The following is an 18024-nucleotide window of genomic DNA, read 5'->3' as shown; positions in this document are numbered from 1 at the left end:
ATTCGCACAAGAAGACTCCCACCTCTAAGGTGGCGAGGTGAATGAAGCTTGTTCAACTCCCCCTTGTGGATGTCTAGAACAAATTTCCTTTTTCAAAGAAGGAAAAGAAAAAATTTTATAGAAATAGTTAATAGGTACATATGTTCCGATTCTTGAAAACTGAACATATCAGGTTGTAGCAAGAACAGAAACTGCTCTCCTGTGTAAAATGCTCAAGCATTTCAATTCCAATCTTACTACCACGATCCTAAATTCACCTCACCAAGTTTTTATTTAATTTCTGTTTCTGCTATTTCCAACTGATCAAGAAGAATAGTCGCGACTTGAAACAGAGCGGCTTTGAATAGTTTCAACGATTTGTAGGACGATTCACCTCGTTCTACATGTTTTATCAAGAACCCAACGTTGTCCAGTGAATCTTCTAACAGCGAGGGAAGGAGGGGGAAAGCGTCCAATTGGAGAGTATCTATCGCAAGTCATTTGCAAACTCATCAAATAAACTATATATAAAACATTTGTGGCCATAGCACTTTTTCTCCAAGAACTGCTTCCGATAAACATGTATATAATTTTCCTTTTCAGCCATTCACAAAGAAACGATTGAGAATTGTGAAAGCCTGTTCGCGAACAAGATGCTTCAGTGTTTTAAATATACCACCAGTTCTTCCTGCTCTATTTTTTTCGGTTCTGTTTTTTGGGTTGTATTGTTTTCCGTTTTGGTTTTTTCGACTCGCCTTTTTTCGACTCTGGTTTTTCCCTCTTTGGCTTTTTCGACTCATCCTTTTTCGATTCTGGTATTTCCTTCTTTGGTTTTTTCGACTCACCTTTTTTCGATTCCGGTTTTTCCTTCTTTGGTTTTTTCGACTCACCTTTTTTCGATTCAGATTTTTCCTTCTTTGGTTTCTTCGGCTCATCTTTTTTCGATTCCGATTTTTCCCCCATTGGTATTTTCGACTCACCTTTTTCCGGCTCTGGTTTTTCCAGCTCTGTTTTCTTAGTAATAATTCGTATTGCCTTATTGACCAATTGTTCTACAGGTATCTTCTCGATAAGGGTACTGAGAGTAGACTCTGCCTCAGCAGACGAGGTTTTCTTTGAGTCTTCTTTTCCATCATCCTTTTCTTGATTTTCTAGTTTCTCTAACTCCGTTTGGATAAACCTCTTCCACTCCGAAACGCTCTCCTGTTTCGAAACTAACGAAAATGCTTCTTTATCTGTGACCGGAATAGACTCGGTTTTTCTTTGAATATCATCCATTGATCAAAACCTCCTTTTATATGTTTATGACTCTTATATGTTTATGTGAGTTAACGAACCTAGATTGGACTGAAGTGGAATTCATCCAATAATAGTCCATTACCTATATGATCTGAGATATTTGCTCATATACTGAACTATCTTAGGAGGAGTGAAAGTAGCATGGAAACAAAGAACATGGATGTCGAGAATAGAATATTATTCATTTTGGGTATGAGTTTATGTGGCGTGCTTGTTTTCGTACTTGTGGTGGGCGTTATCGTTGCATTGTTTACATCTAGGGTTAGCAAGAAACTAACAGGAACGATTGATTCCATTCCGATACGGGATGATGAAGGTTACGATCACGTTGAAAACCGAATCCAACGTGTAGAGGCTGAATCGCTTCAGTTTCAAGACGAAGAAGGAGTCGAGTATGAAAATGTAGTATCATAAGGAGATGAAGCAGTTGTCTAGGGAAAATGAAGAGTTTTCAGAAATCTTCCGTGAAATTAATCGGAAATTTAGATACTTTACTGCTAACTATACGACAGCAGTCAAAAATGGAGCAGACATAGCCAAGCAAAAAATCATGGAATCTGTAAAAAATCGTGATCAACCCGTCGATATTCTTTTAGAAAAACTGTTCGAAGCTATAAAGACGGGTGTACAATATGCCGGCGAACGAATGATCGATTGTGGAGTCGATATGGTTGAACAAATGAAAAAAAATAAAAAAAAATAAAATTGCCTCTCAGCATAAATTTCACTGTTGAGGCTTGCATCCTCAAAAAGCATTGGCTGACTCCAAAGGATGCGTTTTTCCATGTAGAGCAAGAAATTGATCAATTACTCTTCTCAGAACCTTATTCTTCTTTGTTCGATTGCTCTTTCGTCATCTCTTGTTGCAAACGGTGTCTGATGATGCTCGGATGGAAATATTCTAGCATCTGAATCCCAGGTTTACGTTCGAAATAAATGAAGTATTTTTTGTAAGGCACCTTGTTTTGCAGATTAGGAAAGTGGATCTTGATCGGCTGTTGAAAAAGATCGACCGTTTCCGCTTCGTTGATGAATCCGAAGTCAGCCACCTTTCGGAATGTGTGCATTCCAAGAGAGCTCATCGCTTTTCCTATTCCCTCTTGTCGATGCGCAATTTTCTCGAACAAAATGGGAGGTACATGCTTAGAATTTACAAGTGCAATGTTGTGTGACACGACAAATCGACTTTGCTCACAGATCAAAACTGATTCTCGAATATAATTTGGACCTCCCGAGGATTCACCCATAAGGTTTACATTCTCTCCATCAATTTGTTCTTGCCGTATCACATGTACATTCATTTTCTCGTTCAACAGCATTTCTAGCAAGTCCGTTGTCCGTCCATCTGTCACTAACAGAAGGTCGAATATCAATCCGTGTAAAACATCTGATAGCTTTCGTTCAAACTGTGAGTCTACCATACTCTCACCTCCATTAGACAATTGTGCGTGCTCTCTTTGACAGTTATTGAAAATTGTTAATGGTACAAATCAGAATTGCAGAGCCCCTTCCAAAACGTCTGAAACTCATCGATGTTGAGTTGCTGTTTCGAGTCGGAGAGAGCGGCTGAGGGATTCGGGTGCACCTCAACCATAATCCCGTCGGCGCCAGCTGCTAACGATGCCTTTGCACAAGGCAACAGAATATCTTTCCTCCCGGTAGAATGAGTGACATCCACTAGTACTGGAAGATGGGTCTCCTGCTTTAAGATTGGAACAGCGGAAATATCAAGCGTATTGCGAGTCATTTTCTCGAAAGTACGTATACCACGTTCCATTAACATAACTTGGTCATTCCCTTGATTCAGAATATATTCTGCTGCGAGCATAAACTCTTTCAAAGTTGCAGAAAGGCCGCGTTTCAGCAGTATGGGCTTCTTCGTTTGACCGACGGCTTTCAGCAAGTCGAAGTTCTGCATGTTACGCGCGCCTATTTGAAAAATATCGATATAACGAGCGGCTGTATCGATTTGAGTGGGACTCATAATTTCGCTATTGGTTATCAATCCAAATTCATCTGCAACATCCTTCATAATTTTTAATCCCTCTTCACCGAGTCCTTGAAAATCGTAAGGAGAAGTTCTCGGCTTGAACGCTCCGCCACGTAAGACCGTTAAGCCAGCTTTCTTTAAAGCGGAAGCAACCGTTGCGAGCTGTGCTCTTGATTCGACAGAGCAAGGACCTACGATCAGCGTATGTGAAGAACCACCGATCACCGCTTGCTTAATATGAATAATCGTATCTTCGTTTTTATGGTGACGACTTACGAGAAGTCGTGATTTCTCTTGTTGCAATCTATCGCTCATGATACACAATCCTTTCTCTTCGTCTATAATAGAAATCTTCCCAACCAATTATCGTTATGGTATCAAATTCAATGGATCTATTTTTATGTGTCGTTACTTCGCTTCTTGATATATACAGGCTTAACTGATGGAACGTTACTCATGAGCTCAACACGATCGACCAATGTAGTGATTTCAACGGAAACCGGCACTTGAAGTTGAGAAGATAATCGAAAACGGACATTTTCCTCCGACCATTTCCTGGAACAATGCGAATCTAGTAAAAAGTGCAACCCCTCTTCCTGCTCTATCACCTTCCAAGCATCCGGAGCAGGAGACAACGAATATACGGCTTCCTGAATATCCATTACATCTAAGATGATGTCTCCGAAACGTATTCGATCCTTGCTTCTGCCGTAATGAACCAGATTGGCTCCAGTTCGGCCGCAATCGCATGAACAGGACTCTACAGAGACTATATCTTCATTAAAATATCGCAACAGAGGAGAACCCTGATGGGAAAGCGTCGTGATCGCCGCAAACCCTCTTTCTCCGTAAGCGACGGAGCTTGAACCGTCCTCATTAAGTACTTCTATGAAAAAATCTAGTTCTGAGATATGCATTGTGCCATACTCGCACATTGTAGCGATATTGGCAGTTTCCGTCGAACCGTACATATTAAATACAGGCACATTCCACAGCTTTTCTATATGCTTCCTTCGCTTGTCTCCCATTAATTCACCAGCAACGCAAATGGCGCGCATTGCTGGAAAGTCTTTGCTCGGCTCAGAACCGCCAAGACGAGCCGCTTCGGCCAGCAGTTCTATCTCACGAGGGAGTCCTGCCAACACCGTGACAGAAAGACGTTTCATCAGACTTAACACTCGGGGGTAAGGGGTAACGATAGTACGTCCGCTTGCAGGAACGACCCCAGCTCCTGTCTGCCAAGCTGCATGCTGCATTAAGAATGCAGGCAGCGCCATTGCGTAAGGAAAGCGGATCAACACCAGATCTTCAGAAGTCAAACGCACACCGCATTCCTTCAATTGTCTTCCACCAACCAGCAAATCTTTTTGCGTAAACCAGGCAGCCGAAGGCTCCCCGGTCGTTCCGGTCGATTCATGGTATTGAGCAATTTCCTTCATATCGACGGCGAGGTGACCAAAGATGCCGGCTTTCCGCAGATCTTCCTTTGTCGTTAACGGAAGCGTCTGGATGTTACTCAATTTAATACTGTTTAAAGCATGTTCCGATAATTTCGTCTTATACAGAGGGGATTTTAAAATGCGAACATACATCTCCTGAAATTTTCGCTCCCTCTCTCTATCGATGTCATTCATTCATGCACCTCCTATCTCGTTTTTTGTAATATAGTTAGTTGAATACTCTGATTGCCTTGCCGAACGTACGAGGGATATCGTCTCTGATTAAGGCTTCGCAATGTATCCCCATCCTATCAGCCATATGCTTTTGAATTTTTGCCGCCAATTGCTCATCACTAAGTTCCGTCTGGTACTTCTCGGCTTCAATTGTGAGCAATCCTTGATTCAGCTTAAGGTGATACCATAAACCTACTTCGGGAATCTCCATGAGAAAGTGCTCGATCAAGAATGGAGAAAAGTCTTCAGTACCCAAGCGCAGCATGTTCTCCATTCGGCCTCTTAGCTGCAAGACGTCCATTGTAATTCCACAGTCGCATTTGGATTTTTGCAAGTTACCAAGATCCCCAGTCCGATAGCGTACCATCGGCATTCCTTCACGAAGCAGCGTAGTCACAATGATTTCTCCCGTTCGACCGTACGGAAGCACTTCCTCCGAAACCGGATCAACGATTTCGACTTTCACATGCCCTTCCATGACGTGATACCCTCTATGCTTACTGCATTCTACACCGACAACTCCGCACTCGGTTGAGCCGTAGAAGAACGAGACCTCGCATCCCCACAACTTTTCCAAACGTTCGCGGAAGGTGGAGGAGCATCCTTCGCCGGTGAGCCAAATTTTCTTTAGACGAATATCTTCACCAATTTTTATACCAAACTTCTCACTTTCCACTGCTAGGAGTGCTGCATAAGACGGGGTTGTAGTAAGAATCGTGGCTTGATATTCCTTCATTAATTCCAACGACTTATCGATAGGAGCCATATAACCACCTTTGCCAAGCGAAAGAACCCCTGTACCAAATGCAAATTGAAATAACCGCTGAAATCCGAGACCGGGCAACGCAAATTCATAAGGTAGGGCAATTGCCGCGACATCATCTTCTGACTCCTTAAACAGCTCCAAGTATTTCGGCAATAAATCGTATACATATTGATCAGCTAATGTATAAGAGGTATATATTGGCTTACCCGATGTACCGCTAGTGAGGTGAACCTGACCTATTTCTTTCGGATCGACACATAATATCTTTTGTTTATCACCTCTTATGACATCTTTCTTCAGCATCGGTATGGCAGCTAATTGTTCTAAACTATCGATTTTGGGCTCTGTGAAGCCTGCTTTCTTCAATGTCGAATGGTAGTATTCATTTCGATTCCACACATGAGCAAGAGTGGCATTAACAGCCTTTAGCTGATAATCTTCTATATTTTGATGAGGGAGTTTCTCAATGGTTTTTTCTTCATCATGCAATTGCTTATAAAATTCCTTGAATTGTTCTAGATGGGATGAATGATTATCAATGGAGACTGTCATCTTATGAGTTTGAAACTTCATCTAAATCCTCCATTCCATGTATTCTTAGTATTCTTAGAATCTACCTGAAGTAAAGAATGAGCGAGGGCATGATCCACGCGAAAAAGCGTAACCATCCCCCATCTATAAACAGCTTTTGCAACCTCGGTTATAACTCTCGAATTGTTTCCTTAAACTATTTTGATCCATCACTATTTTTTTCTTCAACTTTTTTTGCTTCATTCTTTTCTTGTTTCCTCTTATCTTTAATTTGCTTCTCTTTTCTTTTTTTTGCTTTCTCCGCTTTTTTTTCTTCTTTCCGTTTATCTTTAACTTGCTTATCTTCCATTTTTTTTGCCAACTTCTCTTCTCTTTTTTTTGCTTTCTCTGCTCTTTTCTCTTCTTTATTTAGCTTTCTATCACTCATGTTCTGCCCTCCTCCCATTTACTCTTTATGAAATGCAAGGAAAGTCAGACATGATTCAGACAAACACACATATTAAAAAAAAAGAGTATACCATCCAAACCGTTCATATAAACCATACATATCGTATCTAGCATAAATCGTTTATTTTAAGGAGGGGGTCAATCCGTCTTGTTATTCGAATTGAAAAATAATCAAGTCTTAACTTATAAATAACGTTTTGGAGGAGCTTTTCACCATCAGTTGTTCAGGAATGATATTGGTTAAAGATTGATTATTCATATCGTTCAACGATATTCCTCACGAATTCTCGGATTGCTACTTGGATGGCGGAATTTATGCCTACAATTCCGAATTTAGAATCTCTCGATTTGTAACATTACTAGCACAACAGGTGTTTCAAATTCTTGTTCTTAATCCGAATTTTTCGTTGGGAGGGGGAAATGGAAATGGAAAAGGAAAAAAACAATACTCATTTAAAGCAATTCGAGAAAGGAAAAAGGGTTCTTACAAAAGGCTTAGATGGAGATAAAGATGCGGTAAAAATCGCCTGTGAGATATTCTCAGAGCTTCGCAAAACCGAGCCTGACAATGCTCTTATTGAAGCCTATTACGGCACTGTTCTTGCACTATTAGGGCGAGATGCTGTTCAGCCTCTGGAAAAAGCGGACAAAGCGCAAGAAGGACTAAATTCATTAAATCGGGCCGTTTCTCTAGACTCAAATCATAAAGAAATTCGGTTGTTGCGTGCAAATGTATGTTTGCGACTGCCAGAATCCTTTTTCTATTGCTCACAAACGGCGATTGAAGACTTCTCCTTTCTACTGGATCGTTACAAAGAAGACTCCAGCTACCTTACTGATGAGCAATTCAGGAAAATTATAGAGGATCTTAGTGTTGCTTACCGAAATGCAGGAAAATTGAAAGAAGCAAATGAAGTATTGCAGCAATTACCCCAATTGAATAGAAAATTGATAAATGTAAGTGAGAAGGATATCGAGATTTTACTAGATCAGCTTGTTCCACTACACAAGGACGCCCTGGATGGCAATAAAAAGGCTGTACAAGACATGCATCAGTTGTTGGAGCAAGTGAGATCCGACTATCCAAGTCACCCAATTACGGATGCATACTATGGTATCACTAGATTACTAATGGCTCGGGATACGACATCACTATTGAATAAATTGAGATGGTCAAAAGCGGGATTGAAGCTTCTTGATGGAGCGGTTAGTGCCGCCCCTCAGGATGGCAGGATCAGACTGCTGCGAGGCAGGACCGCATATCGGTTGCCTAAAAAGCATTTCAACTTAGCCGAAACAATAATTGAAGATTACACTTTTCTCATCGATCGGGGAATGCTTGGAGAAGGCCACCTTGAAACCGAAAATTACTTACAGCTTATCTACGAACTTGGCGAAGTATATTGCCGAATTGGTCGAAATCAAGATGCTCTTATGTGCTGGAAAATACTGCAGTACAAAACGAAAGATCCTGATTTTCTGTATCTCCTCAAGTTGAAACTTAAGTCTTTAGAAGGGAAACCAGCTGTTAAGCATATACCAAACTCCGAAAGCCTCAAATCAATTTTGATAAGAAGAGCCGTTCGAGCCGTCGGAAGTGAACTCCAAAGCTTAGCGAAGCAGCAAAAGAAAAAGAAATAGAAGTCCTTATTTGAATGACCCAGACTCGCTGATCATTTAATAAAGTGAATATTTCATCGAACTCCAAAGGACCACAAATCCTACTAGTAAATTGGAAATACAAGAAGCGAGTTTATCTGTGTTACTTTTACAGGTTGGAGGAACACCAAGTTTTACCATATTGGAGGTCGATAGGAATGGCAGATCAAAGCGTCCATATGAAACAATTCGAGGAAGCCAAAACACTCCATAATAAAGGTGTGGACGGAGACAAAAAAGCAGTGATAAAAGCAAACGAGATGCTCTTAAAGCTTTGTGAGGCCGAGCCTGAGAATGCACTGTTTGAAGCCTATTTCGGCAGTACTCTTGTTCTATTAGGACGGGATGCCGTTAAAATTCTGGAAAAAGCGGATAAGGCGCAAGAGGGATTAGACGTATTGAATCGAGCCGTTTCTTTAGACCCAAACCATAAAGAAATTCGGTTGTTACGCGGGAATATTTGCCTGAGGCTGCCGGAATCCTTTTTCCATTGCTCGGAAACGGCAATCGAAGACTTCACCTTTCTGCTTGATCACTATAAAGTGAATTCCAACTACCTTACTCCAAAGCAAATACAGGAAGTACTGCGAAATCTAAGTGCAGCTTACCAAAATGCAGGCAAACCCGACGAAGCAAATTTGGTCCTACAACGTCTTGATCAATTTGGGAATTAAAGAAAATCATAAGAAAAGAGAAGGCGGAGAAAATTGACATTTAAATGAGAGACTCGACAAGATTTTCTTCGCTGTATAAGAAAGAGGCAAAAGACAATGTAACCGCTGTTCAGGAAACGAATCAGCTGTTAGATCAGCCTCAATTATCCGGACAACCCTCTTACCGATGCGAAGAAACAAGAAGCTTCCTATAAGAGTCTCTGTAAGATCAAAAAGAAAATAGGACATTAGAGCAAAAATCATCCCCTTATCCTGATAAACCCAGATTGGAAAGGAGGTGAAACATATGTCAGATTCCATAAAAGGAGTCTTTAGGGAGGTAAAGAAAGGGATCATTGATTTCTCCTTTACTGCTTTGAGAAGTGGTGCTGCCAACGTCGGCAAACAACTTGTGAATGTGACAAGCGATGAAAAGCAACCATCCAGTATACAATTCCAAACATTCGTCAATGCTTTGAAGACCGGTATCATAGGAACTGGCGAAGAATTAATGGCAATAGGACTAGAACGCCTAAAGGTAAGCACTTCACAGGAACAGAATTCGAAAGTTTCCGAGGAATCCACGTTGACGAAAGAATCGGCAGAAGAAAAATAAAACAGAAGCTCGACATGGAAAGGCTCAAACCGTCAATGGACTGAGGGCCTTTCCTTCCATCCTCACTCTATTCCCTTTCGTAGAATATATTGATCTAGGATATCTTTCATTCGCGAACAGAGATTTCGAAACTGGAGAGTGGGTAATTTTGAAGAGAGTATTCGTCAACGGCATTAATATTTGTTATGAATGGATCGGGAAAGGATTCCCTTTGATCGGACTTTCAGGAAAAGACAGCAATATGGACTGGTGGAGCCCGGCAATCAAGACCGCGTTAAGCGAAAGGAACAGCTTCATCATGCTCGATTATCGGGGTACAGGTCGAAGCGATGCTCCGTCAGAAGCGTATGACATCTCGGATATGGCCAAGGATGTCATCGAGCTAATGAACGCGCTCGACATCGAAAAGGCACATATTTTAGGCCAATCCATGGGGGGAATGATTGCGCAGGAGATTGCAATCGAAGACCCTAGCCGCGTGTCGAAATTAATCTTATGTTCCACAACCTGCGGGGTAAAACGGGTGCCTCCTTCTTTTCGGATGATTAAGTGGCTAATGTTAAAGAACGCTGCATATTCCCCTCAAGACACGCTAAATATGCTTTACTCCAAAGACTATATCCAAAAAAATCCGGATTTGATCAATTCATTTGTGAAACGGATGCAAATCACTCCTTTGAACCCTAGAACCATGGAAATTCAGCGTGAAGCGAGCAAGAATTTCGATTCGTATCATCGGTTAGGGCGAATTTCAGCACCAACGCTTATTATTCATGGCAAGGATGATTGGGTTTTCAGTCCAAAGCATGCCAAAATTCTAGACCATCGTATTCCAAATTCCAAGCTGATTCTATTTCCCCATGCGGGTCACGGTGTCTTTTCACAGGAGCATCGCAAGGTGTTGGAGGAAATCCACCGTTTCTTAAATTGATTAGCAAATAACAAAACAAAAAACGACTCTTATTCGTTTTGAATGAGTAGTCGTCTTTTCATTCAGTCCAACCTTGTATACCACATAAGAGCATTTACACGACCTTAATAATTTAAGTCAATCTTCGCAGTTTACAGCTTTTAAAGCGATATCCAATACTTCCTCAATAGAGCGGGCAGAGCGGTTCTGTTTGATCAGCGCCACGCCGATCTTCAGCGCAATTCGCTGTGCTCGTTCACGGGCATCTGCATCTTCGATGTTATCGATGTCCGCAACATGGATAAAACCATAAACACGGCACAACATTATCACCCCGGCAAATCCGATTGTGTCCTGCAACAGTCTTGCCACATACAAATCCTGATATCCTGGGGTCTTCGCCATCCGGTCAACGACATGCCCGTTCCAAAGATCGCGGAACTGAAGCTCGAATTGTGTCCATAAGTCGTACACAGTATTCAGCAGGTAGCCACGGTAATCCGTGCGCTCCAGCGCATCCGTACTCCAACCCTCTTGGCCTGAATAGTTCAGCAGAAGATTGGCGATAACCGTCCCGATATCAAAACCCATCGGACCGTAAAAAGCAAATTCGGGATCAATGACCTTCGTAGAATCCTGCTTAATGAAGATATTATCTGTATGCAAATCACCATGCAACAGAGCCTGTGCTTTCGTCAGAAATTTCTCCCTCAGCAGCATGACCTCGAGATGCAGCTCCTTATCTGACCAAATACGTTCAACGGCATCACGGATATAAGGTTCCACGATATTCATCCGGGACCTTGTATAAGGAGCGCATAAAATGAGCTCCTCGGTAATATTGCAAAGCTCCGGATTGATGAACGATTTCACCCGCAGTTTCTTCTCGTGTTGGTCCATGGTCAGATCTGAGGTGAAAAATAATGTCCGAGCCAAAAATGATCCGATATGCCCGGCGAACAACGGATAACGGCCCCGCTCGATCATTCCGTGGCGCATGACAATGTGATCGCCCAAATCCTCCATGACCATCAACGCCAAATCCGGATCATATGCATATACCTTCGGCGTCAGATCTGGACAAAGCTCCCTTTGAATGCGCAATGCTTCGCATTCAATGCCTACTCTGTCCAGCGTCAAGGGAACCGATTCGCCGATTACCTTTGCGTATGGAAGCGCCTGCTTCAAAATTAAGGATCGTCCTGATGCTGGGTCCAATATTTGAAACACAAGATTAAGATTACCGTCACCGATCTCACGTGACTTCAGCTGCGCATCATCCGAAAATACACCCTCGATTCCGTGTACATACTCGACCGCTTCCGCTTGCGTTAAGGCGTGATAATTTGTCATTTCCACATCCCTCCGAATACCGATTCTATTTAGCCTGGCATTATATCAATCACAGGCAGGAATTGTTCCATGAAGCAAGAACGTATTGACGTACCATAATACAAGTGGCTTGGCGACAGCCCGCTATGGAAAGCAGTGTAAATTCGTTAATATATTATTATGCTGAAAATATATGCATAGTGTTCTCGATTACCTAGACATTAGCTTAAAACATTTTCGATGGATGCTTGTTTAAGCATGGGCAGCGAGATTCCTCACTCCACTTGAAAAATTGCTCTCAGCATTCAATCTGTAATACATCTTGCTTTGATTAGTTAATCATTTCACTGTAGCAGAAGAAAGGATCGAGTTCGTTTTACAGCTAACTGATATTAAAATCAGAAAAGACAGGGAAATTTTAGTCTTCAATGGAAAGATATTCACTTTGAGGAGAAGAGGGCTAACATTCAGAACAAGAAATTGTCGACTGTATATGTTCCTTGAAATGGCAGACAATATTTCCTGGATATAATAAAGGTTTGCATTTTTTCTGTTATTTCCCAATTAAAAAATCTCCCTATTTCTAAGAAGTGAATTTAGTGGGCAGAAGAGGAATCGAACCTTTGACCTCTTCCGTATCAAAGAAAAACGTGTGATTATAGTGGTATGAGTATGTGCAAGTTTCTTTTTTAGTCTAGAATGGATGGTAAATACAATTCGTAATTTGGATATGATCAATCAACCTTTCTTACACTTGTCTTTCTCTTTATCCAAAGATTGGAGAGTCCTTAATGAAAATCCTATTAGCTGAAGATGATCTTCGTCTAGGCAAAATATTAGAACATATGCTAAAAGAGAAGGAGGGGTATACCGTAGAATGGTATACAAATGGCTTGGAAGCTTACGAATATGCCCTTGCCTCTCACTATGATCTTGTCATTTTGGATTGGATGCTACCTAAAATTGATGGGATCTCTGTATGCCAAAAACTTAGGCAAAATGACTATTCCGGAGCGATATTGATGTTAACTGCTAAAGATGATGTTCTGGATCGTATAGAAGGGCTTGATTCAGGTGCGGATGATTATCTGACGAAACCATTTGAATTTGAGGAACTTTTTGCCCGTATTCGTGTCCTGATCAGAAGAAACTATGCACCGTTATATAAGGACACAGTGACAGTAGGAAATATCAAAATCGACCGCACAAAGCGCACAATATATCGAAATGGAATAGAAACTCCACTAACTCCTCGTGAGTTCGATTTACTAGATTTATTAATTCGTAACAAAGGTCAAGTTTTAACCCGTGAAGTAATTCTTGATCGTGTATGGGGATATCATGCAAATGTGGGAAGTAACTCAGTTGATGCCTATATCAAGTTACTACGAAAAAAAATCGATGAACCTGGAAAGCAAACAATGATTAGTAATATTCGGGGAGTAGGATACTCAATTGAAACATAATATGAATCTATTTGCCTCCACTAGAAAACAGCTTACACACTATAATAGTGGGATGCTGATTATTTTCTTATTACTTTTTAATATTGTGATAAGTCTCGTTCTCTTTCTTATCACGTACCATGAACAGCGAATGGAATTATTTGATATAGGGAAGCAAGAAATTAATGAACTAAATATGGATATAGATGAATATCCCGGAGGACAAAACCAAGAAAATCCCCTAGTTCCTAGTATTAATAAAACAAAAGGGATCTTTCTAACCTATTTTCTTAAACCCAACCATAGACTCATCATCATTGATGAATATTCCTCAAAAATCCGTGAGCCTATCTTCAAAAACGTTAAAAATTGGAAACCAGATAAAATGGGATTTAAATTTTTGAGGATAGAATTGTCCGAAAAGGATTCTCACTATCTATTTCTTGTCTCACAAAATATTTACCAAAATGGCAAACGTAAAGGAACCATATACATAGGAAAAGATATTACTTATTTGATCACGATGTACTTCCATTTTCTATTTATCTTATTAGGTATTTCACTTATCTTTTTTGTTATCGCCCTTCTTGTCGGCCACACGATGACCAAACAAGCAATAAAGCCAATCATAAAAGCGTATACACTTCAATCCGAATTTATTGCTAATGTTTCTCATGAGCTGAGAACACCATTAAGTGTATTGCAATCGGGACTCGAAGCAATCGATTTCGAAGAAGGCAAACACTTCTCTCCCATTGCTAAAAATATCTTATCCGATTTGCAAGAAGAAGTGAGAAGCACAACACAACTAGTGAACCATTTACTCTATTTAATCCGTTCTGATTCTGGTGAACAACCAACGAAAAAAGAGAACTTTGATCTCCTCATCCTGTTGCAACAGATCATCCGTTCCTTCCAACGTTTGTCAGAATCCAAAGATATAAAATTAGATTTACTCACCTTACATCCTTTACCCATTTATACAGACAAAGAAAATATAAAACAACTGCTCTATATTCTTATTGACAATGCGTTAAAGTATACGCCAAATGGTGGTAATGTATGTATCTCGTACGAACAAAAAGATGAAATCCTAACTATTGTCGTTCAAGATAATGGAATTGGCATTTCTTCAGAGCAACAGCAACATATTTTTGATCGTTTTTATCGAGCAGATAAAAGCCGTTCCCGTCAAACGGGAAGTTCAGGTTTAGGACTATCCATTGGAAAATCGATTATCGAATCCCTGCATGGCACAATTAAAGTATCGAGCAAATTAAATGCTGGAAGTAAATTTTTCATCATGATTCCACTCCCAAATCGGTAATATTTTAAAAAAAGTTGGACAAGCAGTCTTGTCTAACTTTTTTTCATGTGTTTTTCAGACTTGTATTTTATAGTCTCTCAAGTAGGAACCAGCATTATGTGATGGAAAAAGGAGGATAACACAATATGTCCAATGATATACAACCGAACTTACGAATGAAGCAGATGTTGAACAAGGTTCCAGAAGTTACGATTTTCTTCTGGATTATAAAAATCATGGCCACTACCGTTGGTGAGACTGCAGCAGACTTCCTGAATGATACTCTTGGTTTTGGCTTGACAAACACCACTTTTGTTATGGGTGGGTTATTACTCATCACCCTGTTCTTTCAGTTTCGAGCAAAAAAATATATACCGAGTATTTATTGGCTTACTGTCGTATTGATCAGTGTCGTTGGTACGCTGGGTTCGGATAATCTCACAGATAATTATGGAGTCTCGCTACAAACAACAACAATCTTCTTCTTCGTCCTCATGATAGCAACTTTTATCATTTGGTATGCGAGTGAGAGGACTCTATCCATTCACTCCATAAATACAACGAAACGCGAAGCATTTTATTGGTTAGCTGTTTTATTCACTTTTGCTTTAGGTACTGCAGCTGGTGATTTAATATCTGAAGGATTGGATCTAGGTTACTGGGTATCAGCTCTGATGTTCGCTGCTGTAATTCTAGTGGTAACCATTGCACACTATGCCTTTAAATTAAATGCAGTGTTAGCCTTCTGGATCGCGTACATCTTGACCCGCCCCTTTGGTGCTTCTGTTGGTGATTTTTTATCCCAGCCTCGAAGCGACGGTGGACTTGGTTTGGGTACAACGGGAACTAGTGCCATCTTTCTTGTTATCATCTTGATCTTAGTCATCTACCTAACCAAGACGAAAATAGATGACTCCAATGAAACAGAACAACTTCTAACTCATTAACCAGTTGACTATACAGTCCATCAGGAGAGGGTATACTCGACCTTGCATCTTTATTTCTCAACAACAATTTACGGACAAATATTTTATATGTTGAGTTGCAATGTTATATTTCGTTATGCAAGAAATGGATTTGGAGGAAAAAGTTACAAATGAATAAGTCTGTATCTAACAACATACATCAGGTAGAAATCTTTACGAAGGTTCCCGAAATTACAGCTTACTTCTGGATAACCAAAGTGTTGACCACCGGCATGGGTGAAGTGTTCTCTGATTATCTAGTCAAAAGTATTGATCCTATGATTGCAGTTGGGCTAACAGGAATTGCCTTAGTCGCTTCTTTGATCCTACAGTTTTCGGTAAAAAAATATGTAGCATGGATTTATTGGTTAGTTGTTGTGATGGTAAGTATTTTTGGGACGATGGCCGCTGATGTTGTCCATGTTGTCATAGGCATACCATATGTGGTATCCACTATCTTTTTTATCGTTGCGATGGTCGCTCTTTTTTCCATCTGGTATGCAAAAGAGAGAACTCTCTCTATACACAGTATCTATACCCGTCGACGTGAAGTCTTTTACTGGGCTACCATACTCATCACATTTGCACTTGGTACCGCCGCAGGAGATATGACCGCGTCTACTATGCACTTAGGCTACTTTTCCTCAGGAGTACTGTTCACTGTCTTTCTGATTATACCAGCTGTAGGCTATTGGTTATTTGGTTTTAATGAGATATTTGCCTTTTGGTTTGCCTATATTATGACGCGTCCTGTAGGCGCTTCGTTTTCAGATTGGATTTCCGTGTCACCAAGCCGTGGAGGTTTGGGATGGGGAGAAGATATAGTCAGTCTTGCAATGACCATTATTATCATTGTCCTTGTTGGATTCCTGTCCATCACTCGTAAAGATATAAAAAACGAAATTGCTTCTTCTGTCATTAACTAAAAAAATATAAATCATGAATCGAGTAGGAGGGAGTGACTAACTCCTGACCTCTCACACCACCGTACGTACCGTTCGGTATACGGCGGTTCATCTTAGTCTAACGATGAAAATCGTAACGTTGTACCACACTTTTTAGTCCTAAGGATTTCCAATAGGAATTCCCTAGTGCTCGATGCAGCACAGGACTTCCAGCTATTCGCCAGTATTCTTACGGGAATTTCCCCATTCATAGGCTTTTTGCTTTGGTATTCCCAAGGCAAGAAGCCTTCTTACTTTTGTTTGGGGTTTCTTCCACTGTTTCCATAGGCACATCCTCAGCCTTCTTCGTATCCACCCATCTAAATCCTGAAAGGCGGTTTTCGTGTCTGCTAAGGCAAAGTAGTTGCACCAGCCCACTAGTAGCCGGTTCAACTCTTCTATCCTCTGCTCCATTGGGGTGGGTTTCGATCGAGAAGTGATCTTACGTATCTTCTCTTTCACTCGTTTCAGACTTTCTTTTGCTATTCTCACTTTTGGCGAGGAATGAAAGGTAAAGCTAAAACCTAGAAACTTCCGTTTCCATGGACGATCGACTGCACTTTTCTCTTGGTTCACCTTTAACCGCAGTTTCTTTTCTAAAAACCTCGTAATGGAGCGTAGTACACGAATACCTGCTTTTTTGGTCTTCACATAGACGTTACAATCGTCCGCATAGCGGACGAATTTGTGCCCTCTTTTCTCTAGTTCCTTATCCAGTTCATCCAAGAGAATGTTGGATAATAACGGACTGAGCGGACTCCCTTGGGGAACCCCTTCTTCGCTATCCCTCTTTACTCCGTTTACCATCACACCTGACTCTAGGTATCTTCGAATCATACGAAGGATTGCTTTGTCTTTTACTTTCTTCGCCACTAGGTTCATCAGTTTGTCGTGGTTGACTCGGTTAAAGAAATTCTCCAAATCGATGTCCACTGTCCAACGAAGACCACTTTCGATGTATTCCTTTGCTTTTCGTACCGCGTCATGTCCTCTTCTTCTAGGACGAAATCCATAACTATGTTCCGAAAAACTTGGATCGAATAATGGTGTTAATACTTGCGAAATGGCTTGCTGAATGAAACGGTCCGTCACAGTAGGAATTCCTAATAACCGAATACCCCCGCTTGGTTTCGGGATTTCGACTCGGCGGACAGGCATTGGTTTATAGGTTCCCGTTAAGATGGATTCCCGAAGGGTGTGCCAGTTTTCATGGATATGCCTACGCAGGGATGTTACGGGCATTTCGTCCACCCCATGGCTTCCCTTGTTTTTCTCCATTTGGTGGAGGGCATCCAATAAGTTTTTCCGTGACAATAACTGTTCCATTACCATGCGTTACAACCTTCCTCGTGAATGGTTTCCTCTGTTTGTACCGCTCTTTACTCCACCCTCCTAGAGTCCCTTGTGGGATTCACCACTTCCTCCTCTAGGTAAGCCCCGAAAAAAAGAAAACTTTGAAAAAACTTGGGGTTGTCTGTTTCTGCATAAAGAGTCGAACTCCCAGTGATC

General features: G+C 41.0%; 18 protein-coding genes and 1 pseudogene. 11 read left to right on the top strand and 8 right to left on the bottom strand.

From position 1 onward, the window contains the following. Positions 1-672: 672 nt before the first annotated feature. Complete coding sequence (locus MK805_RS03155; protein WP_240873738.1) at positions 673-1257, bottom strand: hypothetical protein; 585 nt, start codon at positions 1255-1257, stop codon at positions 673-675. A 162-nt stretch (positions 1258-1419) separates the two neighbouring features. Between MK805_RS03155 and MK805_RS03150 the strand changes: the two genes are divergently transcribed. Next, complete coding sequence (locus MK805_RS03150) at positions 1420-1692, top strand: hypothetical protein (RefSeq protein ID WP_240873737.1); 273 nt, start codon at positions 1420-1422, stop codon at positions 1690-1692. A gap of 4 nt (positions 1693-1696) precedes the next feature. Next, on the top strand, positions 1697-1981 hold the full coding sequence (locus MK805_RS03145; RefSeq protein ID WP_240873736.1) for a hypothetical protein: 285 nt from the start codon (positions 1697-1699) through the stop codon (positions 1979-1981). Positions 1982-2102: 121 nt separating this feature from the next. Here MK805_RS03145 and MK805_RS03140 read toward each other — a convergent pair whose 3' ends face one another. From MK805_RS03140 to MK805_RS03120, 5 genes are all read right to left on the bottom strand, one after another. After that, a complete protein-coding gene (locus tag MK805_RS03140; RefSeq protein WP_240873735.1) occupies positions 2103-2699 on the bottom strand; it encodes a chorismate pyruvate-lyase family protein in 597 nt (198 codons plus the stop codon). 56 nt (positions 2700-2755) lie between these two features. Then, entirely contained in the window at positions 2756-3583 is an 828-nt protein-coding gene (locus MK805_RS03135; RefSeq protein ID WP_240873734.1) for a bifunctional 3-deoxy-7-phosphoheptulonate synthase/chorismate mutase, read from the bottom strand. 83 nt (positions 3584-3666) lie between these two features. Beyond that, the gene (locus tag MK805_RS03130) at positions 3667-4902 is read right to left on the bottom strand and encodes a phenylacetate--CoA ligase family protein (RefSeq protein ID WP_240873733.1); all 1236 of its coding nucleotides are present in this window, start codon (positions 4900-4902) and stop codon (positions 3667-3669) included. 34 nt (positions 4903-4936) lie between these two features. Then, positions 4937-6280 carry a phenylacetate--CoA ligase family protein gene (locus MK805_RS03125; protein ID WP_240873732.1) on the bottom strand — a complete coding sequence of 448 codons (1344 nt, stop codon included), beginning with the start codon at positions 6278-6280 and terminating at the stop codon, positions 4937-4939. A 154-nt stretch (positions 6281-6434) separates the two neighbouring features. Further along, positions 6435-6665 (bottom strand): hypothetical protein, encoded by a 231-nt coding sequence (locus tag MK805_RS03120; protein WP_240873731.1) that lies wholly within the window; start codon positions 6663-6665, stop codon positions 6435-6437. A gap of 446 nt (positions 6666-7111) precedes the next feature. On the opposite strand from MK805_RS03120, the gene MK805_RS03115 reads away from it, so the two are divergent. From MK805_RS03115 to MK805_RS03095, 5 genes are all read left to right on the top strand, one after another. Then, on the top strand, positions 7112-8326 hold the full coding sequence (locus MK805_RS03115; RefSeq protein WP_240873730.1) for a tetratricopeptide repeat protein: 1215 nt from the start codon (positions 7112-7114) through the stop codon (positions 8324-8326). A 176-nt stretch (positions 8327-8502) separates the two neighbouring features. Then, positions 8503-9018 (top strand): tetratricopeptide repeat protein, encoded by a 516-nt coding sequence (locus MK805_RS03110; protein ID WP_240873729.1) that lies wholly within the window; start codon positions 8503-8505, stop codon positions 9016-9018. Positions 9019-9062: 44 nt separating this feature from the next. Beyond that, complete coding sequence (locus tag MK805_RS03105; protein WP_240873728.1) at positions 9063-9212, top strand: hypothetical protein; 150 nt, start codon at positions 9063-9065, stop codon at positions 9210-9212. A 92-nt stretch (positions 9213-9304) separates the two neighbouring features. Next, positions 9305-9613 (top strand): hypothetical protein, encoded by a 309-nt coding sequence (locus MK805_RS03100; RefSeq protein WP_240873727.1) that lies wholly within the window; start codon positions 9305-9307, stop codon positions 9611-9613. Between the two features lie 148 nt (positions 9614-9761). Then, complete coding sequence (locus tag MK805_RS03095; protein ID WP_240873726.1) at positions 9762-10544, top strand: alpha/beta fold hydrolase; 783 nt, start codon at positions 9762-9764, stop codon at positions 10542-10544. Between the two features lie 117 nt (positions 10545-10661). Here the strand turns inward: MK805_RS03095 and mtnK are convergent, their stop codons facing one another. Continuing rightward, on the bottom strand, positions 10662-11876 hold the full coding sequence (mtnK, locus tag MK805_RS03090) for an S-methyl-5-thioribose kinase (protein WP_240873725.1): 1215 nt from the start codon (positions 11874-11876) through the stop codon (positions 10662-10664). A gap of 770 nt (positions 11877-12646) precedes the next feature. Between mtnK and MK805_RS03085 the strand changes: the two genes are divergently transcribed. The 4 genes from MK805_RS03085 (at position 12647) to MK805_RS03070 (ending at position 16497) form a co-directional block, all read left to right on the top strand. Next, complete coding sequence (locus MK805_RS03085) at positions 12647-13321, top strand: response regulator transcription factor (RefSeq protein ID WP_240873724.1); 675 nt, start codon at positions 12647-12649, stop codon at positions 13319-13321. Further along, positions 13311-14627: a sensor histidine kinase gene (locus MK805_RS03080; protein ID WP_240873723.1), complete on the top strand. Its 1317-nt coding sequence runs from the start codon at positions 13311-13313 to the stop codon at positions 14625-14627. Before MK805_RS03085 ends, MK805_RS03080 begins: the two co-directional genes overlap by 11 nt. Positions 14628-14752: 125 nt before the next feature. After that, positions 14753-15553: a COG4705 family protein gene (locus MK805_RS03075; protein WP_240873722.1), complete on the top strand. Its 801-nt coding sequence runs from the start codon at positions 14753-14755 to the stop codon at positions 15551-15553. A gap of 149 nt (positions 15554-15702) precedes the next feature. Beyond that, the gene (locus tag MK805_RS03070) at positions 15703-16497 is read left to right on the top strand and encodes a COG4705 family protein (protein ID WP_240873721.1); all 795 of its coding nucleotides are present in this window, start codon (positions 15703-15705) and stop codon (positions 16495-16497) included. 97 nt (positions 16498-16594) lie between these two features. Here the strand turns inward: MK805_RS03070 and ltrA are convergent. Then, a pseudogene (gene ltrA / locus MK805_RS03065) lies at positions 16595-17847 on the bottom strand (group II intron reverse transcriptase/maturase). Between the last annotated feature and the right edge of the window lie 177 nt (positions 17848-18024).

Source organism: Shimazuella soli, assembly GCF_022511585.1.
In the GTDB taxonomy this organism is placed as follows: domain Bacteria; phylum Bacillota; class Bacilli; order Thermoactinomycetales; family Thermoactinomycetaceae; genus Shimazuella; species Shimazuella soli.
This window is presented reverse-complemented; position numbering and strand designations above follow the sequence as displayed.

Excerpts from the sequence above, each read along its gene's own strand:
- MK805_RS03155 (WP_240873738.1), bottom strand. The coding sequence starts at position 1,257 with ATGGATGATATTCAAAGAAAAACCGAGTCTATTCCGGTCACAGATAAA.
- MK805_RS03150 (WP_240873737.1), top strand. The coding sequence starts at position 1,420 with ATGGAAACAAAGAACATGGATGTCGAGAATAGAATATTATTCATTTTG.
- MK805_RS03145 (WP_240873736.1), top strand. The coding sequence starts at position 1,697 with ATGAAGCAGTTGTCTAGGGAAAATGAAGAGTTTTCAGAAATCTTCCGT.
- MK805_RS03140 (WP_240873735.1), bottom strand. The coding sequence starts at position 2,699 with ATGGTAGACTCACAGTTTGAACGAAAGCTATCAGATGTTTTACACGGA.
- MK805_RS03135 (WP_240873734.1), bottom strand. The coding sequence starts at position 3,583 with ATGAGCGATAGATTGCAACAAGAGAAATCACGACTTCTCGTAAGTCGT.
- MK805_RS03130 (WP_240873733.1), bottom strand. The coding sequence starts at position 4,902 with ATGAATGACATCGATAGAGAGAGGGAGCGAAAATTTCAGGAGATGTAT.
- MK805_RS03125 (WP_240873732.1), bottom strand. The coding sequence starts at position 6,280 with ATGAAGTTTCAAACTCATAAGATGACAGTCTCCATTGATAATCATTCA.
- MK805_RS03120 (WP_240873731.1), bottom strand. The coding sequence starts at position 6,665 with ATGAGTGATAGAAAGCTAAATAAAGAAGAGAAAAGAGCAGAGAAAGCA.
- MK805_RS03115 (WP_240873730.1), top strand. The coding sequence starts at position 7,112 with ATGGAAAAGGAAAAAAACAATACTCATTTAAAGCAATTCGAGAAAGGA.
- MK805_RS03110 (WP_240873729.1), top strand. The coding sequence starts at position 8,503 with ATGGCAGATCAAAGCGTCCATATGAAACAATTCGAGGAAGCCAAAACA.
- MK805_RS03105 (WP_240873728.1), top strand. The coding sequence starts at position 9,063 with ATGAGAGACTCGACAAGATTTTCTTCGCTGTATAAGAAAGAGGCAAAA.
- MK805_RS03100 (WP_240873727.1), top strand. The coding sequence starts at position 9,305 with ATGTCAGATTCCATAAAAGGAGTCTTTAGGGAGGTAAAGAAAGGGATC.
- mtnK (WP_240873725.1), bottom strand. The coding sequence starts at position 11,876 with ATGACAAATTATCACGCCTTAACGCAAGCGGAAGCGGTCGAGTATGTA.
- MK805_RS03085 (WP_240873724.1), top strand. The coding sequence starts at position 12,647 with ATGAAAATCCTATTAGCTGAAGATGATCTTCGTCTAGGCAAAATATTA.
- MK805_RS03075 (WP_240873722.1), top strand. The coding sequence starts at position 14,753 with ATGTCCAATGATATACAACCGAACTTACGAATGAAGCAGATGTTGAAC.
- MK805_RS03070 (WP_240873721.1), top strand. The coding sequence starts at position 15,703 with ATGAATAAGTCTGTATCTAACAACATACATCAGGTAGAAATCTTTACG.